General features: G+C 70.0%; 24 protein-coding genes and 1 riboswitch. Of the genes, 14 read left to right on the top strand and 10 right to left on the bottom strand.

Annotated features, from left to right (window positions below):
* Positions 1 to 176 precede the first annotated feature (176 nt).
* From ACFC8N_RS03875 to ACFC8N_RS03850, 6 genes are all read left to right on the top strand, one after another.
* Positions 177 to 599, top strand: a complete 423-nt coding sequence (locus ACFC8N_RS03875; RefSeq protein ID WP_376286081.1) for a Mov34/MPN/PAD-1 family protein — start codon at positions 177 to 179, stop codon at positions 597 to 599.
* Between the two features lie 79 nt (positions 600 to 678).
* A complete protein-coding gene (locus ACFC8N_RS03870; RefSeq protein ID WP_023550193.1) occupies positions 679 to 774 on the top strand; it encodes a putative leader peptide in 96 nt (31 codons plus the stop codon).
* Positions 775 to 860: 86 nt separating this feature from the next.
* Positions 861 to 1139: a MoaD/ThiS family protein gene (locus tag ACFC8N_RS03865; RefSeq protein ID WP_356034121.1), complete on the top strand. Its 279-nt coding sequence runs from the start codon at positions 861 to 863 to the stop codon at positions 1137 to 1139.
* A 17-nt stretch (positions 1140 to 1156) separates the two neighbouring features.
* On the top strand, positions 1157 to 2107 hold the full coding sequence (locus tag ACFC8N_RS03860) for a cysteine synthase (protein WP_356034123.1): 951 nt from the start codon (positions 1157 to 1159) through the stop codon (positions 2105 to 2107).
* Between the two features lie 278 nt (positions 2108 to 2385).
* Positions 2386 to 4461: a putative Ig domain-containing protein gene (locus ACFC8N_RS03855; RefSeq protein ID WP_356034126.1), complete on the top strand. Its 2076-nt coding sequence runs from the start codon at positions 2386 to 2388 to the stop codon at positions 4459 to 4461.
* 145 nt (positions 4462 to 4606) lie between these two features.
* Positions 4607 to 5086, top strand: a complete 480-nt coding sequence (locus ACFC8N_RS03850; RefSeq protein WP_356034128.1) for a hypothetical protein — start codon at positions 4607 to 4609, stop codon at positions 5084 to 5086.
* A 6-nt stretch (positions 5087 to 5092) separates the two neighbouring features.
* On the opposite strand, the gene ACFC8N_RS03845 is transcribed toward ACFC8N_RS03850, so the two are convergent.
* Positions 5093 to 5602, bottom strand: a complete 510-nt coding sequence (locus ACFC8N_RS03845) for a type II toxin-antitoxin system PemK/MazF family toxin (RefSeq protein ID WP_376286075.1) — start codon at positions 5600 to 5602, stop codon at positions 5093 to 5095.
* 229 nt (positions 5603 to 5831) lie between these two features.
* Between ACFC8N_RS03845 and ACFC8N_RS03840 the strand changes: the two genes are divergently transcribed.
* A complete protein-coding gene (locus ACFC8N_RS03840; protein ID WP_356034133.1) occupies positions 5832 to 6584 on the top strand; it encodes an MBL fold metallo-hydrolase in 753 nt (250 codons plus the stop codon).
* 58 nt (positions 6585 to 6642) lie between these two features.
* Here the strand turns inward: ACFC8N_RS03840 and ACFC8N_RS03835 are convergent, their stop codons facing one another.
* Complete coding sequence (locus ACFC8N_RS03835) at positions 6643 to 7890, bottom strand: PTS transporter subunit EIIC (RefSeq protein WP_356034136.1); 1248 nt, start codon at positions 7888 to 7890, stop codon at positions 6643 to 6645.
* A gap of 144 nt (positions 7891 to 8034) precedes the next feature.
* Positions 8035 to 9336, bottom strand: coding sequence for a PTS transporter subunit EIIC (locus ACFC8N_RS03830; protein ID WP_376286071.1), 1302 nt, complete (start codon positions 9334 to 9336; stop codon positions 8035 to 8037).
* A 127-nt stretch (positions 9337 to 9463) separates the two neighbouring features.
* On the opposite strand from ACFC8N_RS03830, the gene ACFC8N_RS03825 reads away from it, so the two are divergent.
* The 3 genes from ACFC8N_RS03825 to ACFC8N_RS03815 all read left to right on the top strand — a co-directional run bounded on the left by ACFC8N_RS03825 (position 9464) and on the right by ACFC8N_RS03815 (position 11010).
* Positions 9464 to 9697 carry a PTS glucose/sucrose transporter subunit IIB gene (locus ACFC8N_RS03825; RefSeq protein ID WP_356034141.1) on the top strand — a complete coding sequence of 78 codons (234 nt, stop codon included), beginning with the start codon at positions 9464 to 9466 and terminating at the stop codon, positions 9695 to 9697.
* Positions 9698 to 9775: 78 nt separating this feature from the next.
* A complete protein-coding gene (gene rph, locus ACFC8N_RS03820) occupies positions 9776 to 10513 on the top strand; it encodes a ribonuclease PH (protein WP_356034143.1) in 738 nt (245 codons plus the stop codon).
* Between the two features lie 98 nt (positions 10514 to 10611).
* A complete protein-coding gene (locus ACFC8N_RS03815) occupies positions 10612 to 11010 on the top strand; it encodes a hypothetical protein (RefSeq protein ID WP_356034146.1) in 399 nt (132 codons plus the stop codon).
* 83 nt (positions 11011 to 11093) lie between these two features.
* Here the strand turns inward: ACFC8N_RS03815 and ACFC8N_RS03810 are convergent, their stop codons facing one another.
* Genes ACFC8N_RS03810 through ACFC8N_RS03795 form a run of 4 tightly spaced genes read right to left on the bottom strand, consistent with a single transcriptional unit; the run spans position 11094 to position 14439 of the window.
* Positions 11094 to 11843: a DUF1707 domain-containing protein gene (locus ACFC8N_RS03810; protein WP_362821271.1), complete on the bottom strand. Its 750-nt coding sequence runs from the start codon at positions 11841 to 11843 to the stop codon at positions 11094 to 11096.
* Between the two features lie 9 nt (positions 11844 to 11852).
* Positions 11853 to 12800, bottom strand: coding sequence for an ATP-binding cassette domain-containing protein (locus tag ACFC8N_RS03805; RefSeq protein WP_356034273.1), 948 nt, complete (start codon positions 12798 to 12800; stop codon positions 11853 to 11855).
* 24 nt (positions 12801 to 12824) lie between these two features.
* Positions 12825 to 13601, bottom strand: coding sequence for an ABC transporter permease (locus ACFC8N_RS03800; protein ID WP_362821311.1), 777 nt, complete (start codon positions 13599 to 13601; stop codon positions 12825 to 12827).
* A gap of 37 nt (positions 13602 to 13638) precedes the next feature.
* Positions 13639 to 14439 (bottom strand): ABC-2 family transporter protein, encoded by an 801-nt coding sequence (locus tag ACFC8N_RS03795; protein ID WP_356034151.1) that lies wholly within the window; start codon positions 14437 to 14439, stop codon positions 13639 to 13641.
* Positions 14440 to 15132: 693 nt separating this feature from the next.
* Here ACFC8N_RS03795 and ACFC8N_RS03790 point away from each other — a divergent pair.
* Positions 15133 to 17973 (top strand): transglycosylase domain-containing protein, encoded by a 2841-nt coding sequence (locus tag ACFC8N_RS03790; RefSeq protein ID WP_376286273.1) that lies wholly within the window; start codon positions 15133 to 15135, stop codon positions 17971 to 17973.
* Positions 17974 to 18002: 29 nt separating this feature from the next.
* On the opposite strand, the gene ACFC8N_RS03785 is transcribed toward ACFC8N_RS03790, so the two are convergent.
* From ACFC8N_RS03785 to ACFC8N_RS03775, 3 genes are all read right to left on the bottom strand, one after another.
* Positions 18003 to 18323: a multidrug efflux SMR transporter gene (locus ACFC8N_RS03785; protein ID WP_053665396.1), complete on the bottom strand. Its 321-nt coding sequence runs from the start codon at positions 18321 to 18323 to the stop codon at positions 18003 to 18005.
* A gap of 39 nt (positions 18324 to 18362) precedes the next feature.
* Positions 18363 to 18456, bottom strand: a riboswitch (guanidine-III (ykkC-III) riboswitch).
* Positions 18457 to 18508: 52 nt separating this feature from the next.
* Positions 18509 to 18811: a co-chaperone GroES gene (locus tag ACFC8N_RS03780; RefSeq protein WP_107304396.1), complete on the bottom strand. Its 303-nt coding sequence runs from the start codon at positions 18809 to 18811 to the stop codon at positions 18509 to 18511.
* A 97-nt stretch (positions 18812 to 18908) separates the two neighbouring features.
* Positions 18909 to 19238, bottom strand: a complete 330-nt coding sequence (locus ACFC8N_RS03775; RefSeq protein WP_356034157.1) for a DUF3618 domain-containing protein — start codon at positions 19236 to 19238, stop codon at positions 18909 to 18911.
* 93 nt (positions 19239 to 19331) lie between these two features.
* Here ACFC8N_RS03775 and bcp point away from each other — a divergent pair, with 93 nt between their 5' ends.
* The 3 genes from bcp (at position 19332) to ACFC8N_RS03760 (ending at position 21098) form a co-directional block, all read left to right on the top strand.
* Complete coding sequence (gene bcp, locus ACFC8N_RS03770; RefSeq protein WP_376286064.1) at positions 19332 to 19799, top strand: thioredoxin-dependent thiol peroxidase; 468 nt, start codon at positions 19332 to 19334, stop codon at positions 19797 to 19799.
* A 145-nt stretch (positions 19800 to 19944) separates the two neighbouring features.
* Positions 19945 to 20604, top strand: coding sequence for an HNH endonuclease signature motif containing protein (locus tag ACFC8N_RS03765; protein ID WP_356034162.1), 660 nt, complete (start codon positions 19945 to 19947; stop codon positions 20602 to 20604).
* A complete protein-coding gene (locus ACFC8N_RS03760; protein ID WP_376286061.1) occupies positions 20601 to 21098 on the top strand; it encodes an HNH endonuclease in 498 nt (165 codons plus the stop codon). Before ACFC8N_RS03765 ends, ACFC8N_RS03760 begins: the two co-directional genes overlap by 4 nt.
* The last annotated feature ends 2 nt before the right edge of the window (positions 21099 to 21100 follow it).

The following is a 21100-nucleotide window of genomic DNA, read 5'->3' as shown; positions in this document are numbered from 1 at the left end:
GGACGTCCGGCCGCGCGGGGCTCTCGTGGTGCCCCGCCGCGGCCGCCGCTCAGGACGTCCGGCATATGGGCCGTTCCGTACCATCCCTCGGTACGGAACGGCCCTTCTGCTTTCCCGCCCGTCTCCCACCACCATCCCAAACGAGCGCTTCGCGCGCTCCGCTTATTCTGGCGAGCATGCTGACCATCACCCAGGCCCTCGTCGACCAGATCGTCGCCCACGCGCGCAAGGACCACCCCGACGAGGCGTGCGGCGTCGTGGCGGGCCCGGCGGGCTCGGACCGCCCCGAGCGCTTCATCCCCATGCTGAACGCGGCGATGTCGCCCACGTTCTACGAGTTCGACTCGGGCGATCTGCTCAAGCTCTACCGCGAGATGGACGACCGCGACGAGGAGCCGGTGGTCATCTACCACTCCCACACCGCCACCGAGGCCCACCCCTCGCGCACCGACATCTCCTACGCCAACGAACCCGGCGCCCACTACGTCCTCGTCTCCACCGCCGACGCCGACGGCCTCGGCGATTTCCAGTTCCGATCCTTCCGGATCGTGGACGGCGAGGTCACGGAGGAGGAGGTCACGGTCGTGGAGGCCTACTGATCTCAGCCGTCGGACGAAATGCGTCCGGCATGCGGGATCACACTCCGGGACCCGGACCGGGAATCGTTACGATGAGCGCATGGTTCTGAACGACGTGAGCGAGAAAGCGCCGGGCATGCTGCTCGTGGCGCGGCTGCACGTCGATCTGTGCAGGCTGAACAGCGCCATCTGTTGACGTTTCCCGCCGCCGTACGGCCGTGAGCCACGGCGCGCGACGCCGTGCGCCCACTTTCCGACCCTTTCCGACAGGAGCCCGCGACCATGGCCATCGAGGTCCGCATCCCGACCATCCTCCGCACGTACACCAACGGTGAGAAGGCGGTGGAGGGCAAGGGGAACACCCTCGCCGAGCTGTTCGCCGACCTCGAAACCCGGCACGCGGGCGTCGAGGCCCGCATCGTGGACAACGGCCAGCTGCGCCGCTTCGTCAACGTGTACCTGAACGACGAGGACGTCCGTTTCGTGGACGGCATCAACACCAAGCTGTCCGACGGCGACACCGTGACGATCCTGCCGGCCGTGGCCGGCGGCATGCGCTGATCGGTCGCTGAGCAGCGATGCGCTACGACTCCCCGCTGGCCGCGGTGGGCAACACCCCCTTGGTGCGCCTGCCGCGGCTCTCGCCGTCCGCCGACGTCCGGATCTGGGCCAAGCTGGAGGACCGCAACCCCACCGGCTCGGTCAAGGACCGCCCCGCGCTGCACATGATCGAGCAGGCGGAGAAGGACGGCCGGCTGACCCCGGGCTGCACGATCCTGGAGCCCACCTCCGGCAACACCGGCATCTCGCTGGCCATGGCCGCCAAGCTCAAGGGCTACCGCATGGTGTGCGTGATGCCCGAGAACACCTCGCAGGAGCGCCGGGACCTGCTGGGCATGTGGGGCGCCGAGATCATCTCCTCGCCGGCGGCGGGCGGCTCCAACACCGCCGTGCGCGTGGCCAAGGAACTGGCCGCCGAGCACCCCGACTGGGTGATGCTCTACCAGTACGGCAACCCGGACAACGCCGGCGCCCACTACGCCACGACGGGTCCGGAGATCCTCGCCGACCTGCCGTCGATCACCCACTTCGTCGCGGGCCTCGGCACCACCGGCACCCTGATGGGCGTCGGCCGCTACCTGCGCGAGCACCGGCCGGGCATCCAGATCGTCGCCGCCGAACCGCGCTACGACGACCTCGTCTACGGCCTCAGGAACCTCGACGAGGGCTTCGTACCGGAGCTGTACGACGCGTCGGTCCTCACCACCCGCTTCTCGGTCGGCTCGGCCGACGCGGTCACCCGCACCCGTGAACTCCTCCAGCAGGAGGGTATCTTCGCGGGCGTCTCCACCGGCGCCGCCCTGCACGCGGCGATCGGCGTGGGCCGCAAGGCGGTCAAGGCGGGGGAGTCCGCCGACATCGTCTTCATCGTGGCCGACGGCGGCTGGAAGTACCTGTCCACCGGCGTCTACACGGCGGCCACCACCGAGGAGGCCATCGAGACGCTCCAGGGCCAGCTCTGGGCGTAACGCCGTAACACCGCATTAACGCGCATCAAGCGGTCACCAGCCCCCTCTCATGAGGGGGCTAAGCCATTCCTATGGCGAGGCAAAGAAATCCCCCCGGTACTGCCGGTCCCGGCCCCGCCGGAGCTACGTTCCTCGGCGCACCCTGTCATGTCACGCTCACTCGGCGCCATGACAGGTGTCTGCGAGTGTCATGCTCATGACTGCGCGGCACCGCCGCTACGCGCGTCACGGGCCTGCCAATCCAGTGAAATCCCCACTTCAACCGGAGGCAGCACCCCATGCGTGAGTCACGCCCGAGCAGCCGGAGACGGAGTCTGCGAAGACTCGTCGCCGTCGCCTTCCCCGCCCTCGCCCTCACCGTCGCCGGACTCACCGCGGCACCCACGGCAGGGGCGGCCCAGGCGGCCACAGCTCCCGCGCCCCACACCTCCAAGGTGACGCAGAACAGCAAGGCCCTGACCGCCCCGCAGCGGCAGGCGTTCCACTCGACCGGCAAGGCCGGCCAGAAGGTGCCGACCCAGCACCTGTGCGCCACCGCCAAGCCCGGCGAGGCGTCCTGCTTCGCGCAGCGCCGCACCGACATCAAGCAGCGGCTCGCCGCGGCGCTCGCCGCCGCCACCCCCTCCGGCCTCTCGCCGGCCAACCTGCACAGCGCCTACAACCTGCCGACGTCGGCCGGTTCGGGCATGACCGTCGGCATCGTCGACGCCTACAACGACCCCAACGCCGAGTCGGACCTGGCCACTTACCGCTCCACCTACGGCCTGTCCGCCTGCACCAAGGCCAACGGCTGCTTCAAGCAGGTCAGCCAGACCGGTTCCACCACCTCGCTGCCGACCAACGACACCGGCTGGGCCGGTGAAGAGATGCTCGACATCGACATGGTCAGCGCGGTCTGCCCGAACTGCAGCATCGTCCTGGTCGAGGCCAACTCCGCCACCGACTCCGACCTCGGCACCGCCGAGAACGAGGCCGTCGCGCTCGGCGCCAAGTTCGTCTCCAACAGCTGGGGCGGCTCCGAGTCCTCCGCCCAGACCAGCGAGGACTCCCAGTACTTCAAGCACCCGGGCGTCGCGATCACCGTCTCCGCGGGCGACTCCGCCTACGGCGCCGAGTACCCGGCGACCTCCCAGTACGTGACCGCCGTCGGCGGCACCGCGCTCTCCACCGCCTCCAACTCCCGCGGCTGGACCGAGTCCGTCTGGAACACCTCCAGCACCGAGGGCACCGGCTCCGGCTGCTCGGCGTACGACCCGAAGCCGAGCTGGCAGACCGACACCGGCTGCTCCAAGCGCATGGAGGCCGACGTCTCCGCGGTCGCCGACCCGGCCACCGGTGTGGCGGTCTACGACACCTTCGGCGGCTCCGGCTGGGCGGTCTACGGCGGCACCAGCGCCTCCTCGCCGATCATCGCGAGTGTCTACGCCCTCGCGGGCACCCCGGGCTCCAGTGACTACCCGGCGAAGTACCCGTACCAGCACACGAGCAACCTGTACGACGTGACGAGCGGCAACAACGGCTCCTGCTCTCCGTCGTACTTCTGCACCGCGGGCACCGGCTACGACGGCCCGACCGGCTGGGGCACCCCGAACGGCACCGCCGCCTTCACCTCCGGCGGCAGCAGCGGCGGCAACACGGTGACCGTCACCAACCCGGGCAGCCAGTCCACCACCACGGGCGGCTCGGCCAGCCTGCAGATCAAGGCCTCCGACAGCGGCAGCGCCTCCCTGACCTACAGCGCCTCCGGCCTGCCGACCGGCCTGTCGATCAACAGCTCCACCGGCCTGATCTCCGGCACGGCGTCCACCGCGGGCACCTACCAGGTCACCGTCACCGCGACCGACTCGACCGGCGCGACCGGCTCGACCTCCTTCACCTGGACCGTCGGCACCTCCGGCGGCGGCTGCACCTCCTCCCAGCTGGTGGCGAACCCGGGCTTCGAGTCGGGCAGCACCGGCTGGACCGCGACCAGCGGCGTCATCACCAACGACACCGGTGAGGCGGCCCACAGCGGCTCGTACAAGGCATGGCTCGACGGCTACGGCTCCAGCCACACCGACACCCTGTCCCAGTCGGTGACCATCCCGGCCGGCTGCAAGGCGAGCTTCACCTTCTACCTGCACATCGACACCGCCGAGACCGGCAGCACCGCGTACGACAAGCTGACGGTGAGCGCCGGTTCGACGACCCTGGCGAGCTACTCGAACCTCAACGCCAACTCGGGTTACGCGCAGAAGACCTTCGACCTGTCCTCGTTCGCGGGCCAGACGGTCACCCTGAAGTTCAACGGTGTCGAGGACTCCTCCCTCCAGACCAGCTTCGTCATCGACGACACGGCCGTGACGACCAGCTGATCCGCACCGCCTGAACCACCCGGACCACCCGTGATCCCGCACGCGGAAGGAAATATTCCGCGTGCGGGATCCGTTCGTCGTGCCGGTACGTCTCATCTGCACCAGGCGGCCGACTCCCCACGGCCACGGCAGAAAGGCGAAACCCATGCGTCGTAGCGCGACGTCCCTCGCAGCCCTCGCGGCCGCGGTGCTGCTGCTCGCCGGATGCGGCTCCAAGAGCGGCACGAGCGACCAGGGAGGCAAGGGCGGCAAGGGCACGGACACCGGAAGTGCCGGCACGGTCTCGCCCTCGGCACCGGCCGGCGGCTGTGCCTCCACCGTCGAGCTGAAGGCGACCGACGCCGGCCGCACGGTCTGCGTGGCCAAGGGCGGCGAGGTCCGGCTGACCCTGGAGGGCACCAAGTCCCGCCCCTGGAAGCCGGTCCAGGCGAGCGGCACCGCCCTGAAGGCGATCAACACCGGCTTCGTCATCCGGCCGGGCCAGGCCACGGCCGCCTACCACGCCGTGGCGGCCGGCACCGAGAAGCTGACCACGTCCCGCCCGCTGTGCGCGCAGCCGACGAAGCCCGGCGGGGTGTCGTGCATGGGCATCCAGGAGTGGGCGGTCACGGTGACCGTGAAGTAGGGGTGCTCAGCCCGCCAGATGCCGGACCTGGTCCCACAGCACCGGGTCCACCACACCCACCCGGCGCCGGAAGTCGCCGACCGGCACTTCGCGCAGTTCGTCGGTCTCCAGGAAGCTGGGCCTGCCCCGGGCGTCGCCGACCGCGCCCGGGGGCAGCGGGATCACCCCGGACCGCTCGTCGTGGTACTTGCTGGTGATCTTCGCGACCGTGGCCCGGTTCCCGCGCACCGCCAGCACCAGACACGGCCGGTCCTTCGCCCTCCCGTCGCCCGCCACCGCCCTATCCGACGCGCTACGCGCGGCCCCCTTTGATTCTTTCCGGTCCTCGTAGGGGACGTCCGCCCACCAGATGTCCCCCGGGACGGGCCGTCCGTCACGCGCGCGCGTACCGGCGCGCCCCGGCGGCCGCAGCCGCCGACCACCGGGCCGGCGGCCGCGGCCCCAGCCGTCGACGAGCGTGGCGACCAGCGCGAGCAGTACCACCGCCGCGAGCGCCAGCCACCAGGACGTGTCCATACGACGACGTTACCGGCGCGCGCTGCGGATCGCGCGCCCTTGGTGTTCCTTCTGCGCCCCCTTTCCAGCCGAACCGGTGACAGCGCAGGTGAGTTCGCCCACAACGGCCCTTTGCGGAGGAGCGACCCGCGCTTTCGCGCCTTACGCTCGACAAACCGCACGACCCCCGTTTTCCCACCCATTTGATCTTGCCGTTCTGATCTTCACCGCCAACGGAGGTTTCTGCTTCATGAAGCTCACCGTCGTCGGCTGCTCGGGGTCGTTCCCGTCCGCGGAATCGGCCTGTTCGAGCTACCTCGTCGAGGCCGACGGCTTCCGGCTGCTTCTCGACATGGGCAACGGCGCCCTGGGCGAGCTGCAGCGCCACTGCGGTCTCTACGACCTCGACGCGATCTTCCTCAGCCATCTGCACGCCGACCACTGCATCGACATGCTCGCGTACTTCGTCGCGCGGTACTACCGCCACGACGGCGGCCGCTGCGACCCCATCCCGGTCTACGGCCCCGAAGGCACCGAGCACCGCCTCACCACGGCGTACGCCGACACCCCTTCCGCCTCCTCGATGAGCGAGGTCTTCGACTTCCACACGGTCAAGCCCTCCACGTTCGAGATCGGCCCCTTCACGGTCCACACCGACCTGGTCCGCCACCCCGTCGAGGCGTACGGCATCCGCGTCGAGCACGCCGGGAAGTCCCTGACGTACTCCGGGGACACGGGCGTCACCGAGGCCCTGGACGAGCTGGCCCGGGACACCGACCTGTTCCTGTGCGAGGCCGCGTTCACGCACGGCAAGGAAGACATCCCCGACCTCCACCTCAACGGCCGCGAGGCGGGTGAGTCGGCCGCGCGCGCCGGCGCCCGGCGCCTGGTCCTCACCCACATCCCGCCGTGGACCGACCCGGAGGCCAACCTCCGTGACGCGCGCGCGGTGTTCGGCGGGCCGGTGGACCTGGCCGCGCCCCGGGCGACGTACGAGATCTGAGACCACGCACGAGAAAGGCCCCGGAACCGTACGGGTTCCGGGGCCTTCGCGTGGAGTGCTATGCCTTCGTCAGGTCCTCGACCTCTTCATCGGGCTCGCGGCCCGGGGTGGGGAGGTTGAACCTGGTGATCGCGAAGCGGAACACCACGTAGTAGACCGCCGCGAACACCAGGCCGATCGGGATGATCAGCCAGGGCTTGGTCGCGAGGTTCCAGTTGAGCGCGTAGTCGATGAAGCCCGCGGAGAAGGTGAAGCCCGCGTGCACGCCGAGCGCCCAGGTGATCGCCATGGACAGGGCCGTCAGCACCGCGTGGATCGCGTACAGCATCGGGGCGATGAACATGAAGGAGAACTCGATGGGCTCGGTGACACCGGTGACGAAGGACGTCAGCGCGAGGGAGATCATCATGCCCAGCACGGCCTTGCGGCGCTCGGGGCGGGCGGAGTGCGCGATGGCGAGCGCGGCGGCCGGCAGACCGAACATCATGATCGGGAAGAAGCCCGACATGAACATACCGGCGTGCGGGTCACCGGCGAAGAAGCGGTTGAGGTCACCGTGGACGATCTGACCGGCGGAGTTCTTGTAGTCGCCGATCTGGAACCAGGAGACGGTGTTCACGAACTGGTGCATGCCGACCGGGATCAGCGCACGGTTGACCAGACCGAACAGTCCCGCGCCCAGCGCGCCGAGACCGGTGATCCACTCACCGGCGTTGGAGATGCCCTCACCGATGGGCTTCCAGACCAGACCGAAGAAGACACCCATGAGCGTGCCGACGAAGGCCATGATGATCGGCACCAGCCGGCGGCCGTTGAAGAAGCCGAGCCAGTCCACCAGCTTCTTGCGGTGGTAGCGCTGCCACAGCACCGCGGCGAACAGACCCATCAGGATGCCGCCGAGCACACCCGGGTTGTTGTAGGTGGCCTCGACTATCTTGCCGCTCTCGATGTGCTGCTGGGTCAGCGGGAACGCCTTCAGCACGTTGCTGTAGACCAGGAAACCGACCAGGGCGGCGAGCGCCGTCGAGCCGTCGGACTTCTTGGCGAAGCCGATCGCGACACCGATGCAGAACAGCATCGGAAGGTTGTCGAAGATCGCACCACCGGCCGTGGCGAACACCGCCGTGACCTTGTCGGGCAGGTGCAGCTTGTCATGGACGTCCTGCTGCCCCAGACGCAGCAGGATGCCCGCCGCCGGCAGTACGGCGATCGGCAGCTGGAGACTGCGGCCGACCTTCTGCAGGCCCTGGAACAGGCCGGATCCCCGCTTCTTCGCGGGAGCCGCCGTGGCGGTGGCGGTGCTCATGGTGGGTTCCTCCATCGGTGGTGGTCTACACCACTCAGTGGTGTAGACCTGTTGTAGCACGATGAAGGTGGGATAAGGAACCACGAAATCCGCTACCGGAACGCTACGCGGTGTGCCGGTGTGCTAAGGGGGACCGGGCCCGGCTCAGGCCTTGGTGATGTCCTCGACCTCGTCCTCGGGCTCCCGGCCCGGGGTCTTCAGATCGAACCTCGTGATCGCGAACCGGAAGACGACGTAATAGACCGCCGCGAAGCACAGGCCGATCGGAATGATCGCCCATGGTCTCGTCGCCAGGTTCCAGTTGATCACGTAGTCGATCAGGCCCGCCGAGAAGCTGAAGCCGTCGTGCACCCCGAGGCCCCACGTCACCGCCATCGACACACCGGTGAGCACGGCGTGGGCGGCGTACAGCAGGGGCGCGATGAAGAGGAAGGAGTACTCGATGGGCTCGGTGATGCCCGTCACGAACGACGTCAGCGCCACCGAGAGCATGAGACCGCCGACCTCCTTGCGACGGCTCGGCCGCGCGCAGTGCGTGATGGCCAGCGCGGCGGCCGGCAGCGCGAACATCATGATCGGGAAGAAGCCCGAGGTGAACTGACCCGCGTGCGGGTCGCCGGCCAGGAACATGTTGATGTCGCCGTGCACCACCGTGCCGTCCGGCTTGGTGAAGCTGCCGAACTGGAACCAGATGGGCACGTTCAGGAACTGGTGCAGGCCGACCACCAGCAGCGCGCGGTTCGCCAGCCCGAAGACGCCCGCGCCCCAGGCGCCCGCGTCCCGCAGCCAGTGGCTGAAGCTCTCCAGCCCGCTGCCGATCGGCGGCCAGATCCACAGGCACAGCGCCGCGAACACGATCGCGACGAACGCCATCAGGATCGGCACCAGCCGGCGGCCGTTGAAGAAGCCCAGCCAGTCCACCAGCCTCGTGCGGTGGAACCGCGCCCAGAAGAACGCGGCCAGCAGACCCATCACGATGCCGCCGAAGACACCCGGGTTCTGGAAGGTGTAGGGCGTCACCGACCCCACGCCCACACCGGTGCTGACCTGACAGCCGACCTGCGCGACCGCCTTCGAGCCGCCCGGACAGGACTCGGGGAACTGGTGCAGCACGCCGTAGTAGACGAGGAACCCGGCCACCGCCGCGAGCGCCGTCGAGCCGTCCGCCTTCTTCGCCATGCCGATGGCCACGCCCACGCAGAACAGCAGCGGCAGGCCGAGCGAGCCGTCGAGCAGGGCACCGCCCGCGCCCGTCATCACCTTGGACACGTTCGTCCAGCCCAGTCCGTCCTTGCCGAACACGTCCGGCTGGCCGAGGCGGTTGAGGATGCCCGCCGCGGGCAGCACCGCGATCGGCAGCTGGAGGCTGCGGCCCATCTTCTGCAGACCCTGGAAGGCGCGGTTCCAGCGGGCGCGGGCGGGGCTCACCTCGGCCTCTGTGCTCATCGGTTGGCGACCGCCTGTCCTGTGGTGTAGACCAGTCGTGGACGATTGAGTTTGCTGTGACGTCATCCTTCGGTACGCACGGCGCAATCGCTCGCGAAGTTGGGCCAACTGTGCGTGAGGAGACCAAATGGCCAGCAAGGCTGAGAAGATCGTCGCCGGCCTCGGCGGTATCGACAACATCGACGAGATCGAGGGCTGCATCACCCGGCTGCGCACCGAGGTGCACGACGCCGCCAAGGTCGACGAGGCCGCCCTGAAGGCCGCCGGCGCCCACGGCGTCGTCAAGATGGGCACCGCCATCCAGGTCGTCATCGGCACCGACGCCGACCCCATCGCCGCGGAGATCGAAGACATGATGTGAACCTCACCGGTTCACCTGTAAGGGGCTCTTCCCGACGCGGGAGGAGCCCCTTCCCCATGTGCGGCTAGGCTCGTCGCCATGTCTCGCATCGACGGCCGTACCCCCGAACAGCTCCGCCCGGTCACCATCCAGCGCGGGTGGAGCAAGCACGCCGAGGGCTCCGTCCTCGTCTCCTTCGGCGACACCAAGGTGTTCTGCACCGCCTCCGTGACCGAGGGCGTCCCGCGCTGGCGCAAGGGCAGCGGCGAGGGCTGGGTCACCGCGGAGTACGCCATGCTGCCCCGCGCCACCAACACCCGCGGCGACCGCGAGTCCGTCAAGGGCAAGATCGGCGGCCGTACCCACGAGATCTCCCGCCTCATCGGCCGCTCCCTGCGCGCCGTCATCGACTACAAGGCGCTTGGCGAGAACACCATCGTCCTCGACTGCGACGTCCTCCAGGCCGACGGCGGCACCCGCACGGCCGCGATCACCGGCGCGTACGTCGCGCTCGCCGACGCCGTCGCCTGGGCCCAGGGCCGCAAGCTGATCAAGGCCGGCCGGCAGCCGCTCACCGGCACGGTCTCCGCCGTCTCGGTCGGCATCGTCGGCGGCGTCCCCCTCCTCGACCTCTGCTACGAGGAGGACGTGCGCGCCGAGACCGACATGAACGTCGTCTGCACCGGCGACGGCCGTTTCGTCGAGGTCCAGGGCACCGCCGAGGCCGAGCCCTTCGCCCGTGACGAACTGAACGCCCTGCTCGACCTCGCCGTCAGCGGCTGCGACGAACTGGCCCGGATCCAGCGCGCCACGCTGGACGCCACGCTCGGGAAGTAAAGCGCGGACCAACGGGAGGGGTGCGCGGGGGCAACCCGCGCACCCCTTCCCGGCGTCCTTCGGGTACAGCAGCCCAACCAGGGGAGGGGACCACCACCATGGCCGTCAGCCGACGCCGCCGTCTCACCGCCGTCGCCGTCGTCGCGGCGACCGTCGCGCTCACCGCTGGCCTGACCACCGGATGCGACAGCGTCGGCAAGGCCCTCGACTGCGTGCACACCGCCGACTCCATCGCGGACAGCGTCACCGGCCTGCAACAGGCCGTGGAGAACGCGGCGAACGACCCGACCCAGGCCGACGACTCGCTGAACTCCATCGAGAAGAACCTCGACAGGATCGGCGACAAGACCGACCACGCGGACGTCAACAAGGCGGTGGACGACGTGAAGAAGGCGGTGGGCAACGTCCGAACGGCCATCAGGAACGGTGACCGCACTCCGGACGTGAGCCCGGTGACGGACGCGGCGGGTGAACTGACCAAGGTGTGCACCAAGTGACCTAGGGGCGCGGGGCTGTATCGACATGCGGCTCTGCCGCGCGGGCGCGAACAACCACAACCACCCGCGCCCGCCGACGGCGCTCAGTACTCCCGGTCCCGGCGTTCCTGCCGCAGCTCGCGCCGCGCTTCGCGCCGCTCCACCCGCTCCTGCCGCCGCTGCTCCTTGAGGCGGAGCCGTTCCGCCCGGGTCACCTTGCGCTCCACGCCGACCCCGCCCCAGAAGGCGAAGCCCCCGATGACCACCCGCGGCGCGCCCGGCTCCGGCGGGTCGTCGTCACGGGGGTGCTCGAAACCGCCCATGACGCCGATGCCCCGGACCACGACCTCGACCCCCGGCGGCACGACGACCTGCACGCCGCCCATGATCGCCACGCAGTTGATCTCGACCTCGCGGTCCGCGAAGTTCGCCTCGCGCAGATCGATCTCGCCGCCGCCCATGAACGCGAAACAGCTGAACCGCTTCGGCACCGTCCAGCGGCCCTTGCGCTCGAACCCCGACAGGATCGCCACCCCGCCCGCCGAGGACCCCTCGCCGCCGACGATCCGGGACGCCCAACCCCCGCTCTCCGCAGGCGCCTTGGTGAACGACACCGGCGCGGGCGGCGCCGCCGCGGCGGCCGTCGGCAGATCGCGGGTGAGCGGGGTCAGCTCGCCGTAGGTGCGCGCCCGGTAGGTCGCCTCCAGCCGCTCCTCGAACTCCGCCATGTCGAGCCGGCCCTCGGCCAGCGCGTCCCGCAGCACCTCGGCCACCCGCTCACGGTCGGCGTCGGAGGCCCGCAGGTCGGGGGCGGGAGCAGGGGCCCGGTGGTCCCAGGCCGCGTCGTCGGTCATGACAGCAGCCTACGAGACGGCCTTCTCCGCGTACATCTTCGCGATGACGGCCTCGATGTCCGGCTCCCGCACCGACAGGTCCACCAGCGGATACCGCGCCGCCAGATGCGCCACGAGCGGCGCCGCCGACTGCCCCGCCGGGAACGCCAGCGACTGCCGGGGCCCCTCGACCCGCACCACCCGCGCCCCGGGCACCTCCACCGGCGGCAGCTCCCGCTCCAGGTCCACCACCAGCGTCCGCTCGCTCTCCCCGGCCTCGTGCAGCCCCGCGAGCGGGCCGTCGTACATCAGCCGGCCATGGTCGATCACCATCACCCGCGAGCACAACTGCTCGATGTCCTGAAGGTCATGAGTGGTCAACAGCACCGTCGTGCCGCGCTCGGCGTTCAACTCCCGCAGAAACCCCCGTACCTTGGCCTTCGACACGACGTCCAGGCCGATCGTCGGCTCGTCCAGGTACAGCACCTCGGGATCGTGCAGCAGCGCCGCAGCGATGTCCCCGCGCATCCGCTGGCCCAGCGACAGCTGCCGCACCGGCACGTCCAACAGGTCACCCAGCTCCAGGAGTTCGACGCAGCGGTCGAGGTTCTCCCGGTAACGGGCCTCGGGGATGCGGTACATGCGGTGCGCCAGCCGGTACGAGTCGATCAGCGGCAGGTCCCACCACAGCGTCGTACGCTGCCCGAACACCACCCCGATCCGCCGCGCGAGCCGCGTCCGCTCCCGGGACGGATCGATGCCCGCCACCCGCAGCCGGCCGCCGCTCGGCGTCAGGATGCCGGTCAGCATCTTGATCGTGGTCGACTTCCCGGCGCCGTTCGGCCCGATGTAGCCGACCATCTCGCCGCGCGCCACGGAGAACGACAGCGAGTCCACCGCCCGCACCTCGCGCCGCTCCCGCTTCATGAACCCGGTCCGCTTGCGCACCTCGAAGACCTTCTCGACGTCTTCGAGCATGATGAAGTCACTGTCCGGCACGTGCTAGCTCCCTGTGCTCCGGTACGAACGAAGTCCCGCCCGCCACGCCAGCCCCGCCAGCGCACAGCAGCCCGCCGCGACCAGCGGAGGCGTGAACGCCACCCACCCGGGCAGGTCCAGCGGATACGGCCGCCCCAGCACGTACGTCGCGGGCAGCCAGTTGACGAAGGCCAGCGGCAGCACGAACGTCACCCCGCGCACCAGCTCCTTCGCGAACACCGTCGGCGGATACTGCAGCAGCGTCGTCCCGCCGTACGTGAAGGCGTTCTGCACCTCGGAGGCGTCCTGCGCCACGAACTGGAACGCCGCCCCCGCCACGAACACCGCGCAGAAGATCGCGAAACCGCTCGCCACCGTCACCGGCATCAGCAGCAGCTTCAGCGGCGTCCAGTCGATCCCCACCCGGGTCAGCGCCCAGCCCAGCACCAGCGAGCCCTGCACCACCCGGCCGAGCCGCCGCAGCGCGAACCGGTCGGCGGCCACCTGCGCCAGCACCGGCACCGGCCGCACCAGCAGCGTGTCCAGCGTGCCGTCCCGCACCCGCCGCCCCAGCCGGTCCATCGAGCCGATCGCCAGATCCGCCAGCCCGAAGGACACGGCCGACAGCCCGTACAGGAACGCCACCTCCGCCAGCGTGTACCCGCCGAGCGCGTGCACCCGCGAGAACATCAGCATGATCGCGACGAAGTCGAAGAAGGTCGCCGCGAAGTTCCCGAACGTGGTCATGGCGAACGACGCCCGGTAGGACATCGTGGACCGCACCCACATCCCGGCGATCATCCCGTACGCCCGCACCCCCGCGAACACGCGGCCGCGCTCACCCACCCTGGACCACCACCCGCCGTGTCGCCGCCGACTGCAACAGCCGGCCCAGCCCCAGCAGCACCGCCGCCCACGCTCCCTGGAACAGATACGTCCGCAGCGGATCCGCGTGCCCCAGCAGCACGTCCGCCGGACCCTGCAGCAGAGACGACCACGGCAGCGCCCGTACGACCTCGCCGAGCGCGCCCGGAAAGACGTTCAGCGGCAGCAGCATCCCGCTGCAGAAGTAGCCCGCCAGCCACATCATCTGGCTCACGCCCGTGCCGTCCAGCAGCCAGAACGCGCTCAGCGCCACCAGGTAGCGGATCCCGAAGCCGACCACCATCGCCAGCACGACCGCGACGAGGAACGCCAGCCAGGTGCCGGCGTCCGTGGGCAGGTACGCCGGAAAACACAGCGCCCCGAAGACGAAGGGGATCACGCCCCGCCCCAGCAGCTGGAAGAAGGCCCGGCCCAGATCGGCGGCGAGCCACCACAGCTGGAGGTCGGCGGGCCGGTAGAGATCGATCGCCACGTCCCCCGTACGGATACGATCCATCAGCTCCTCCTCGACGCCCCCGCCCCCGATCGCGAGCGTCGACAGGAAGGCCTGCCCGAGCCAGACGTAGGTCACGACCTGCGCCTCGTCATACCCCCCGAGGTGCGGCTTCGCGTCCCACAGGGCGCGGTACGTGTACACGAGGATCAGTCCGAAGACCGTGTTCGTGAACACCCCTGCCGCAGTGGCCGCCCGATACGTCGCGTACCGTCTGAATCCCCCCGCTGCGACGGCCACGTACAACCGTCCCGCGCCCACGCCAGTCCACCTCCCGGGACCGCTCGACACCGAAGCGCAGGAGCCTAGTCCGGAGGCCCGGCGGCCGGCCACGCATTTTCGTGCCCGAACCGTGCCGGAATCCGGGAACGGAACGCCAGGTGCGAGAGTCTTCACTCCGGGGGCGTAGAAGGCGTACGAGGCGTACGGAAACGACGTACGACGAAACAGGAGTCCGTGCACGACATGAGCGACGAGCCACAGCCGCAGGAACCGAAGGAAGGCGTGGCGCCGGAAAAGCCGCTGCCGGCTGCGACAGGGGAGGCCGAAAAGCCCTCCGGTCCGGCCCGGGACGAGAAGGCCGACGAGGGGGCGGAGACGAGGGAACCGGCTTCGGCCACCCCCACGCCCACGCCTGCCCCTTCGACCGAGCCGGAGGAGTCCGCACGGACTGAGCAGGGAGACTCGGCGCGGGCCGAGCAGGCCGAGCAGGGCGAGCAGGGCGGAGTCGGCCGGACGGGTGAACCGACGGCGTCCGAGGCCCGCTCGGCCCAGGACCGCACCGCCTCGATGGCCCGCGCCCGCCAGGCGGCGCGCGGGGGGCGCACGGAGTCCGACGCGACGACCTCCACCGGCCCCGACGACGCGGCTCCGGCTTCCGGTGCGGCGGGCGGTGGCAGTGGCAGCGTCGGTGGCTCCGGTGCCGAGAAGCCCCAGTCTCCCGAGAGCACGCAGGTGCTGCGGCGCGTCGGTGCGCCCCGGGGACCCCAGGAGGACGCGCCGAACGCGTCGGCCGGGGCAGGTCAGGGCCCCGGTGAGCCGCGGACGCCCGAGACCACCCAGGTCCTGCGCCGGGTCGGCGCACCCCGCCCGGGCGAGCCCGGTGTCACCGGTGATCCCGCCGGCACCGGCACGAAGCCGGGCACCGCGTCCCGCACCGCCCGGACGGCCGGAGCGCTCGGCGCCGCCGGCACGGCCGCGGCCGCCGCCGCGGGTGCCGCGAACGCCGCCGGCCAGGCGGGTGCCGTGGGTGCCGTGGGCTCCGCGGCAGGCGCGGGCACCCGACGCCCCGGCCCCGGCAACGGCCCCCGTACCGCCCCCGCCGGCCCCTCCAGTCCCTCCTCCTCCGAGGACGCCACCGCCCTCCTCGCCGCAGCCGACGGCCCCGCCGGTGCGCCCGGCGGACCCAGCGGTCCCGGCGACGGCGGAGGCAAGGGCGGCAAGGGGAAGAAGAAGCGGCCCAAGCGGACCGGGTGGCGGCGGATCATCCCCACCTGGCGCATGGTGCTCGGCACCTTCCTCTTCGGCGTGCTCCTGATCATCGGCCTGTTCTTCCTCGGCTACTCGATGGTCAACATCCCGCCCGCCAACGCCCTCGCGACCAAGCAGAGCAACGTCTACCTCTACGCCGACGGCTCCCAGCTCGCCCGCGACGGCCAGATCAACCGCGAGAACGTCAACCTCGCCCAGGTCTCCAAGGACGCCCAGCACGCCGTACTGGCCGCCGAGGACCGCGACTTCTACACCGAGTCGGCCGTCGACCCCAAGGCGATGCTGCGCGCCGCCTGGAACACCGCGACCGGCAAGGGCACGCAGTCCGGCTCGACGATCACCCAGCAGTACGTGAAGAACTACTACCTGGCCCAGGAACAGACGGTCACCCGTAAGGCCAAGGAGTTCTTCATCGCGATCAAGCTGGACCGGCAGAAGTCCAAGAACGAGATCCTTGAGGGCTACCTCAACACCAGCTACTTCGGCCGCAACGCCTACGGCATCCAGTCCGCCGCCCAGGCCTACTACGGCGTCGACGCCCAGAACCTCGACCCGGCCCGCGCCGCCTACCTCGCCGCGCTCGTCAACGCGCCCAGCGAGTACGACGTCGTGGCCCACCCCGAGAACAAGGCCGCGGCCGTCGCCCGCTGGAACTACGTCCTGGACGGCATGGTCAAGAAGGGCTGGCTCAGCGCCTCCAAGCGCGCCGGGATGACGTTCCCGATGCCGAAGGAGCAGACGGTCTCCACGGGCATGTCCGGCCAGCGCGGCTACCTCGTCGAGGCGGTCAAGCACTACCTGACCACCAACAACATCCTCACCGACGACCAGCTCGCGACCGGCGGCTACCGCATCACCACCACCATCCAGAAGGGCCGGCAGGACGCCTTCGTCAAGGCGGTGAACGACCAACTGGTCGCCAAGCTGGACAAGAAGAACAACAAGGTCGACAACTACGTCCGGGCCGGCGGCGCCTCCGTCGACCCCAAGACGGGCGAGGTCGTCGCGATGTACGGCGGCATCGACTACGTGAAGCAGTACACCAACGGCGCGACCCGCGGTGACTTCCAGGTCGGCTCGACGTTCAAGCCGTTCGTGTTCACCTCCGCGGTGCAGAACGGCTCGACCACGCAGGACGGCCGCCAGATCACGCCGAACACGGTGTACGACGGCACCAACGAGCGGCCCGTGCAGGGCTGGAGCGGCGGCACCTACGCCCCGCAGAACGAGGACCAGAAGTCGTACGGCCAGATCACGGTCACCAAGGCCACGGACCTGTCCGTGAACGCGGTGTACGCGCAGATGGCGGTCGACGTCGGCCCGTCCAAGGTCAAGCAGACCGCGATCGACCTCGGCATCCCCTCCGGCACCCCGGACCTCCAGCCGTACCCGTCGATCGCCCTCGGCACCGCCACCGCCAGCGTCCTGGACATGGCGGAGGGGTACGCGACGCTCGCCAACCACGGCAAGCACGGCCAGTACTCCCTGGTGAAGAAGCTCACCAGGGACGGCGGCACGGCCGAGATCAAGCTGCCCGACCCGACGGTCAAGCAGGCCGTCAGCCGGGAGGCCGCCGACACCACCACGGCGATGCTCCAGAGCGTGGTCGAGAACGGCACCGCCTCGGCCGCGCAGGCCGCGGGCCGTCCGACAGCCGGCAAGACCGGCACCGCCGAGAGCGACACCGCCGCCTGGTTCGCGGGCTACACCCCCGACCTGGCCACCGTCGTCGCCGTCATGGGCCAGGACCCGGTGACCGCCCAGCACAAGTCGCTGTACGGCGCCCTCGGCCTGCCGCGCATCAACGGCGGCGGTGCGCCGACCCAGATCTGGACGCAGTACACGCAGGCCGCGCTCCAGGGCACCCCGGCCTCCGACTTCGACCTCCAGCTCGCGTCGGGCGCCGACCAGCCGCAGGCGCCCAGCACCGGCACCTCGGCCACGCCGGGCACGACCGGCGGCCAGAACACCGGCGGCACCACCACCGGCACCCCCACCACCGGCGGTACGACCGCGAGCCCGACCACCGGCGGCACCACCACCGGCACCCCGACCACCGGCGGCACGACCACCACCGGCGGCGGCACCGGCACGACGGGCGCCACCACGACCGGCGGCGGCACCGGCACAACAGGCGCCACCACCGGCGGGAACACGACGACCGGCGGCGGGACCACCGGCACCGACACGACCGGCGGCACGACCGCCAGTCCCAGCGGCGGCACCCTCGGAGGCGGCGGCACACCCGGCGGCGGCACGACGGGCACGACCAACGCCGGCGCGGGCGGCGGCCCCGGCACATGACGCGGTGACGACAGCAGCAGCCTGACGTCTCAGTGACCGCTGGTCGCCTTCAGCCCGACGACGGCGACCAGCAGGAGACAGACGAAGAAGATCCGGGCGGCGGTGACCGGCTCACCCAGCACCACCATGCCGAGCACCGCCGCCCCGGCCGCCCCGATGCCCACCCACACGCCGTAGGCGGTACCGATGGGCAGGGACTTGGCGGCGTACGACAGCAGCACCATGCTCGCCACGATCCCGGCGCCCGTGAGCACACTCGGGACCAGCCGCGTGAATCCCTCGGTGTACTTCATCCCGATCGACCAGCCGACTTCGAGCAGACCGGCGACGACAAGCAGAACCCAGGCCATGACGGCACCTCCGGGGTATCGAGAGAGATCTCTGAACGGGGTGCGTCGTCTTTTCCTGGTCGTTCAGGCTTTCCTGGTGTCGCGGTCCCGGTACGGCGCGTCTCGTCGGGCTCGCTCCCGAACATAGCAAAGCCCACGCAAAAGGGGCTGGTGACAACCGTCACCAGCCCCTCTGAGCTGCCGGACTACAGGTACAGGCCGGTCGAGTCCTCGGACCCCTCGAACCGGTCCGCGGCCACGGCGTGCAGATCACGCTCGCGCATGAGCACGTACGCCACACCCCGCACCTCGACCTCGGCCCGGTCCTCCGGGTCGTACAGGACCCGGTCGCCGGGCTCCACGGTCCGTACGTTCTGCCCGACCGCGACGACGTCGGCCCAGGCCAGCCGCCGGCCGACCGCCGCCGTGGCGGGAATCAGAATGCCGCCTCCCGACCGCCGCTCGCCCTCACCGGCGTCCTGCTTGACCAGAACCCGGTCATGCAGCATCCGGATGGGCAGCTTGTCGTGCTGAGGGGTGTTCTCGTTTCTGTTGGCGCTCACGCCTCGAACCTACCTGCCTTCGCCCCGCCCGTCCGCTTCCGGGTCAGCCCTTGCGCCGCCTGCGGCCGACGGCGAACAGCCCGACGACACCGACGGCGAGCAGCGCGACCGGCACGATCCGCTCCAGCCGGGGCGCGCCCTCGTCGTCCACGAACTGCGCCCGCACGTCACTGACCACCCGATTGACCTGCACATACGCCCGCCCGACGGTGTGGTCGAGATGGGCGGCAGCCTTGGCCTTCGCGTCCCCGATGATCGTCTGCGGATGGACCCGCACGCCGATCTCGTCGAGCGTCTCGGCCAGCACTTCGCGGCGGCGCTTGATGTCCGCCTCGATCTGCGCCGGGGTTCTGGTGTCCGACGTGTCCGCCACCGTACGGCCTCCGAAGTCATCTGATGCTGTCCCGGACAGTCTGTCAGCTTCTCCTCCCGCCGCACCGCAAGGCCCCCCGGTTACCCTGGCCCGATGAGCGAGCGACTCCAGCCGGGGGACGTGGCCCCCGCCTTCACCCTCCCGGATGCCGACGGCAACGAGGTCTCCCTGGCCTCCTACGAGGGCCGCAAGGTCATCGTCTACTTCTACCCCGCCGCCCTGACCCCGGGCTGCACCAAGCAGGCCTGCGACTTCACGGACAACCTGGAGGTCCTCGCCTCCGCCGGCTACGACGTCATCGGCATCAGCCCCGACCAGCCGGAGAAGCTCGCGAAGTTCCGCGAGAAGGAGTCCCTGAAGGTCACGCTCCTCGCCGACCCGGACAAGAAGGTCCTCGACGCCTACGGCGCCTTCGGCGAGAAGAAGAACTACGGCAAGACCTACATGGGCGTCATCCGCTCCACGATCGTCGTGGACGAGCACGGCAAGGTCGAACGAGCCCTCTACAACGTCCGCGCCACCGGCCACGTGGCCAAGATCATCAAGGACCTGGGCATCTGAGGGGCCGTATCCGCTGCTGGCGGCTCGCACCGAGGGTGACCTGGTGCGGGCCGCTTTCTCGTGTCGGGGCGTGACTGTCCGATAACCGGTTCGTTACTCCGTACAGGCTGCGAACGCATGCGCGGCCGAAACGGAGGGGGCTCGCATGGGGGCCAGTGCGTACACCAGGGAGCGTCTGGAGGAGGCGGCTCGCGGGGCGCGGACGTTGTCGGAGGCGTTGGAGAGGCTGGGGGTGGATCCGAGGAGTTCGAGGAGGGACTACATCAGGCAGCGGATGAAGAAGCTCGGGGTGGATACGTCGCACTTCGAGCGGGAGGGGGCTAAGTGGACACGCGAGGTTCTTGAGCCAGTGGTGGCAGCATCCGCGAGCGTCAACGAGGTGGTGCGTCGACTCGGGCTCGATGCCGTGGGTGGTCACCAGGCCAACATTGCCCGGCGGATCAAGGCGTACGGGCTCGACACCTCACACTTCACGTCCGTGGTCCGAACTGAGCGGATGAGGCACAACCAACGCCGCCGGACCCCCGCAGAGATCCTCGTAGAGGACGCATCGGGGCATGCTCCGCGCGTCCCGGGACAGCGACTCAAGCGGGCAATGCTGGAGCAAGGGGTGGACGAGAGTTGTTCCCGCTGCGGAATCGAGGCTGTGTGGCAGGGACAGCCGCTGCCACTGGAAGTCGACCACATCAACGGGGACTGGCGGGACAACCGCCCGGTGAACCTCCGCTTCCTGTGCCCCAATTGCCATTCCACGACAGACACGTACCGGGGTCGTGGCAAAGGGCGTCACGGGGGTGGTCGATGAGCGGCGGCAAGCGTCGTCCGCACCCCACGCGCGAGGAGCTGAGCGCTGCGGTTGCCGAGTCGGTCTCCTTGGCGGAGGTGCTGCGTCGCCTGGGACGGCCGGACAACGGTGGGCAACGACTGATGTTGAGGGAACGGATCGCACAGGATTGCCTCACGACAGCCCACTTCGTTGGGCAGGCGCATCAACGGGGGCGTCGTAGCCCGAACGCCAAGAGCTCGGAGGAGGTGTTGGTACGTCACGACGCTGCACATCGGATCAAGACCACGCGTCTGCGCCGTGCGCTTCGCGAAGTGGGCGTACCCGAGCAGTGCGCCGGGTGTGGTGTCGGCGCCGAGTGGCTCGGGAAGCCCATGACGCTGGAGATCGACCACATCAACGGGGACTGGCGCGACAACCGGCGGGAGAACCTTCGTCTGCTCTGCCCCAACTGCCACGCGATCACGAGCACCTGGTGCCGAGGAGGGCGACGAGCGGCTCGGCACGACCAGTAGAG

This window comes from Streptomyces sp. NPDC055966, from assembly GCF_042269865.1.
Lineage (GTDB): Bacteria > Actinomycetota > Actinomycetes > Streptomycetales > Streptomycetaceae > Streptomyces.
Note: the sequence above shows the minus strand (reverse complement) of the source record. Positions and strands in the feature narration are given on the sequence as shown.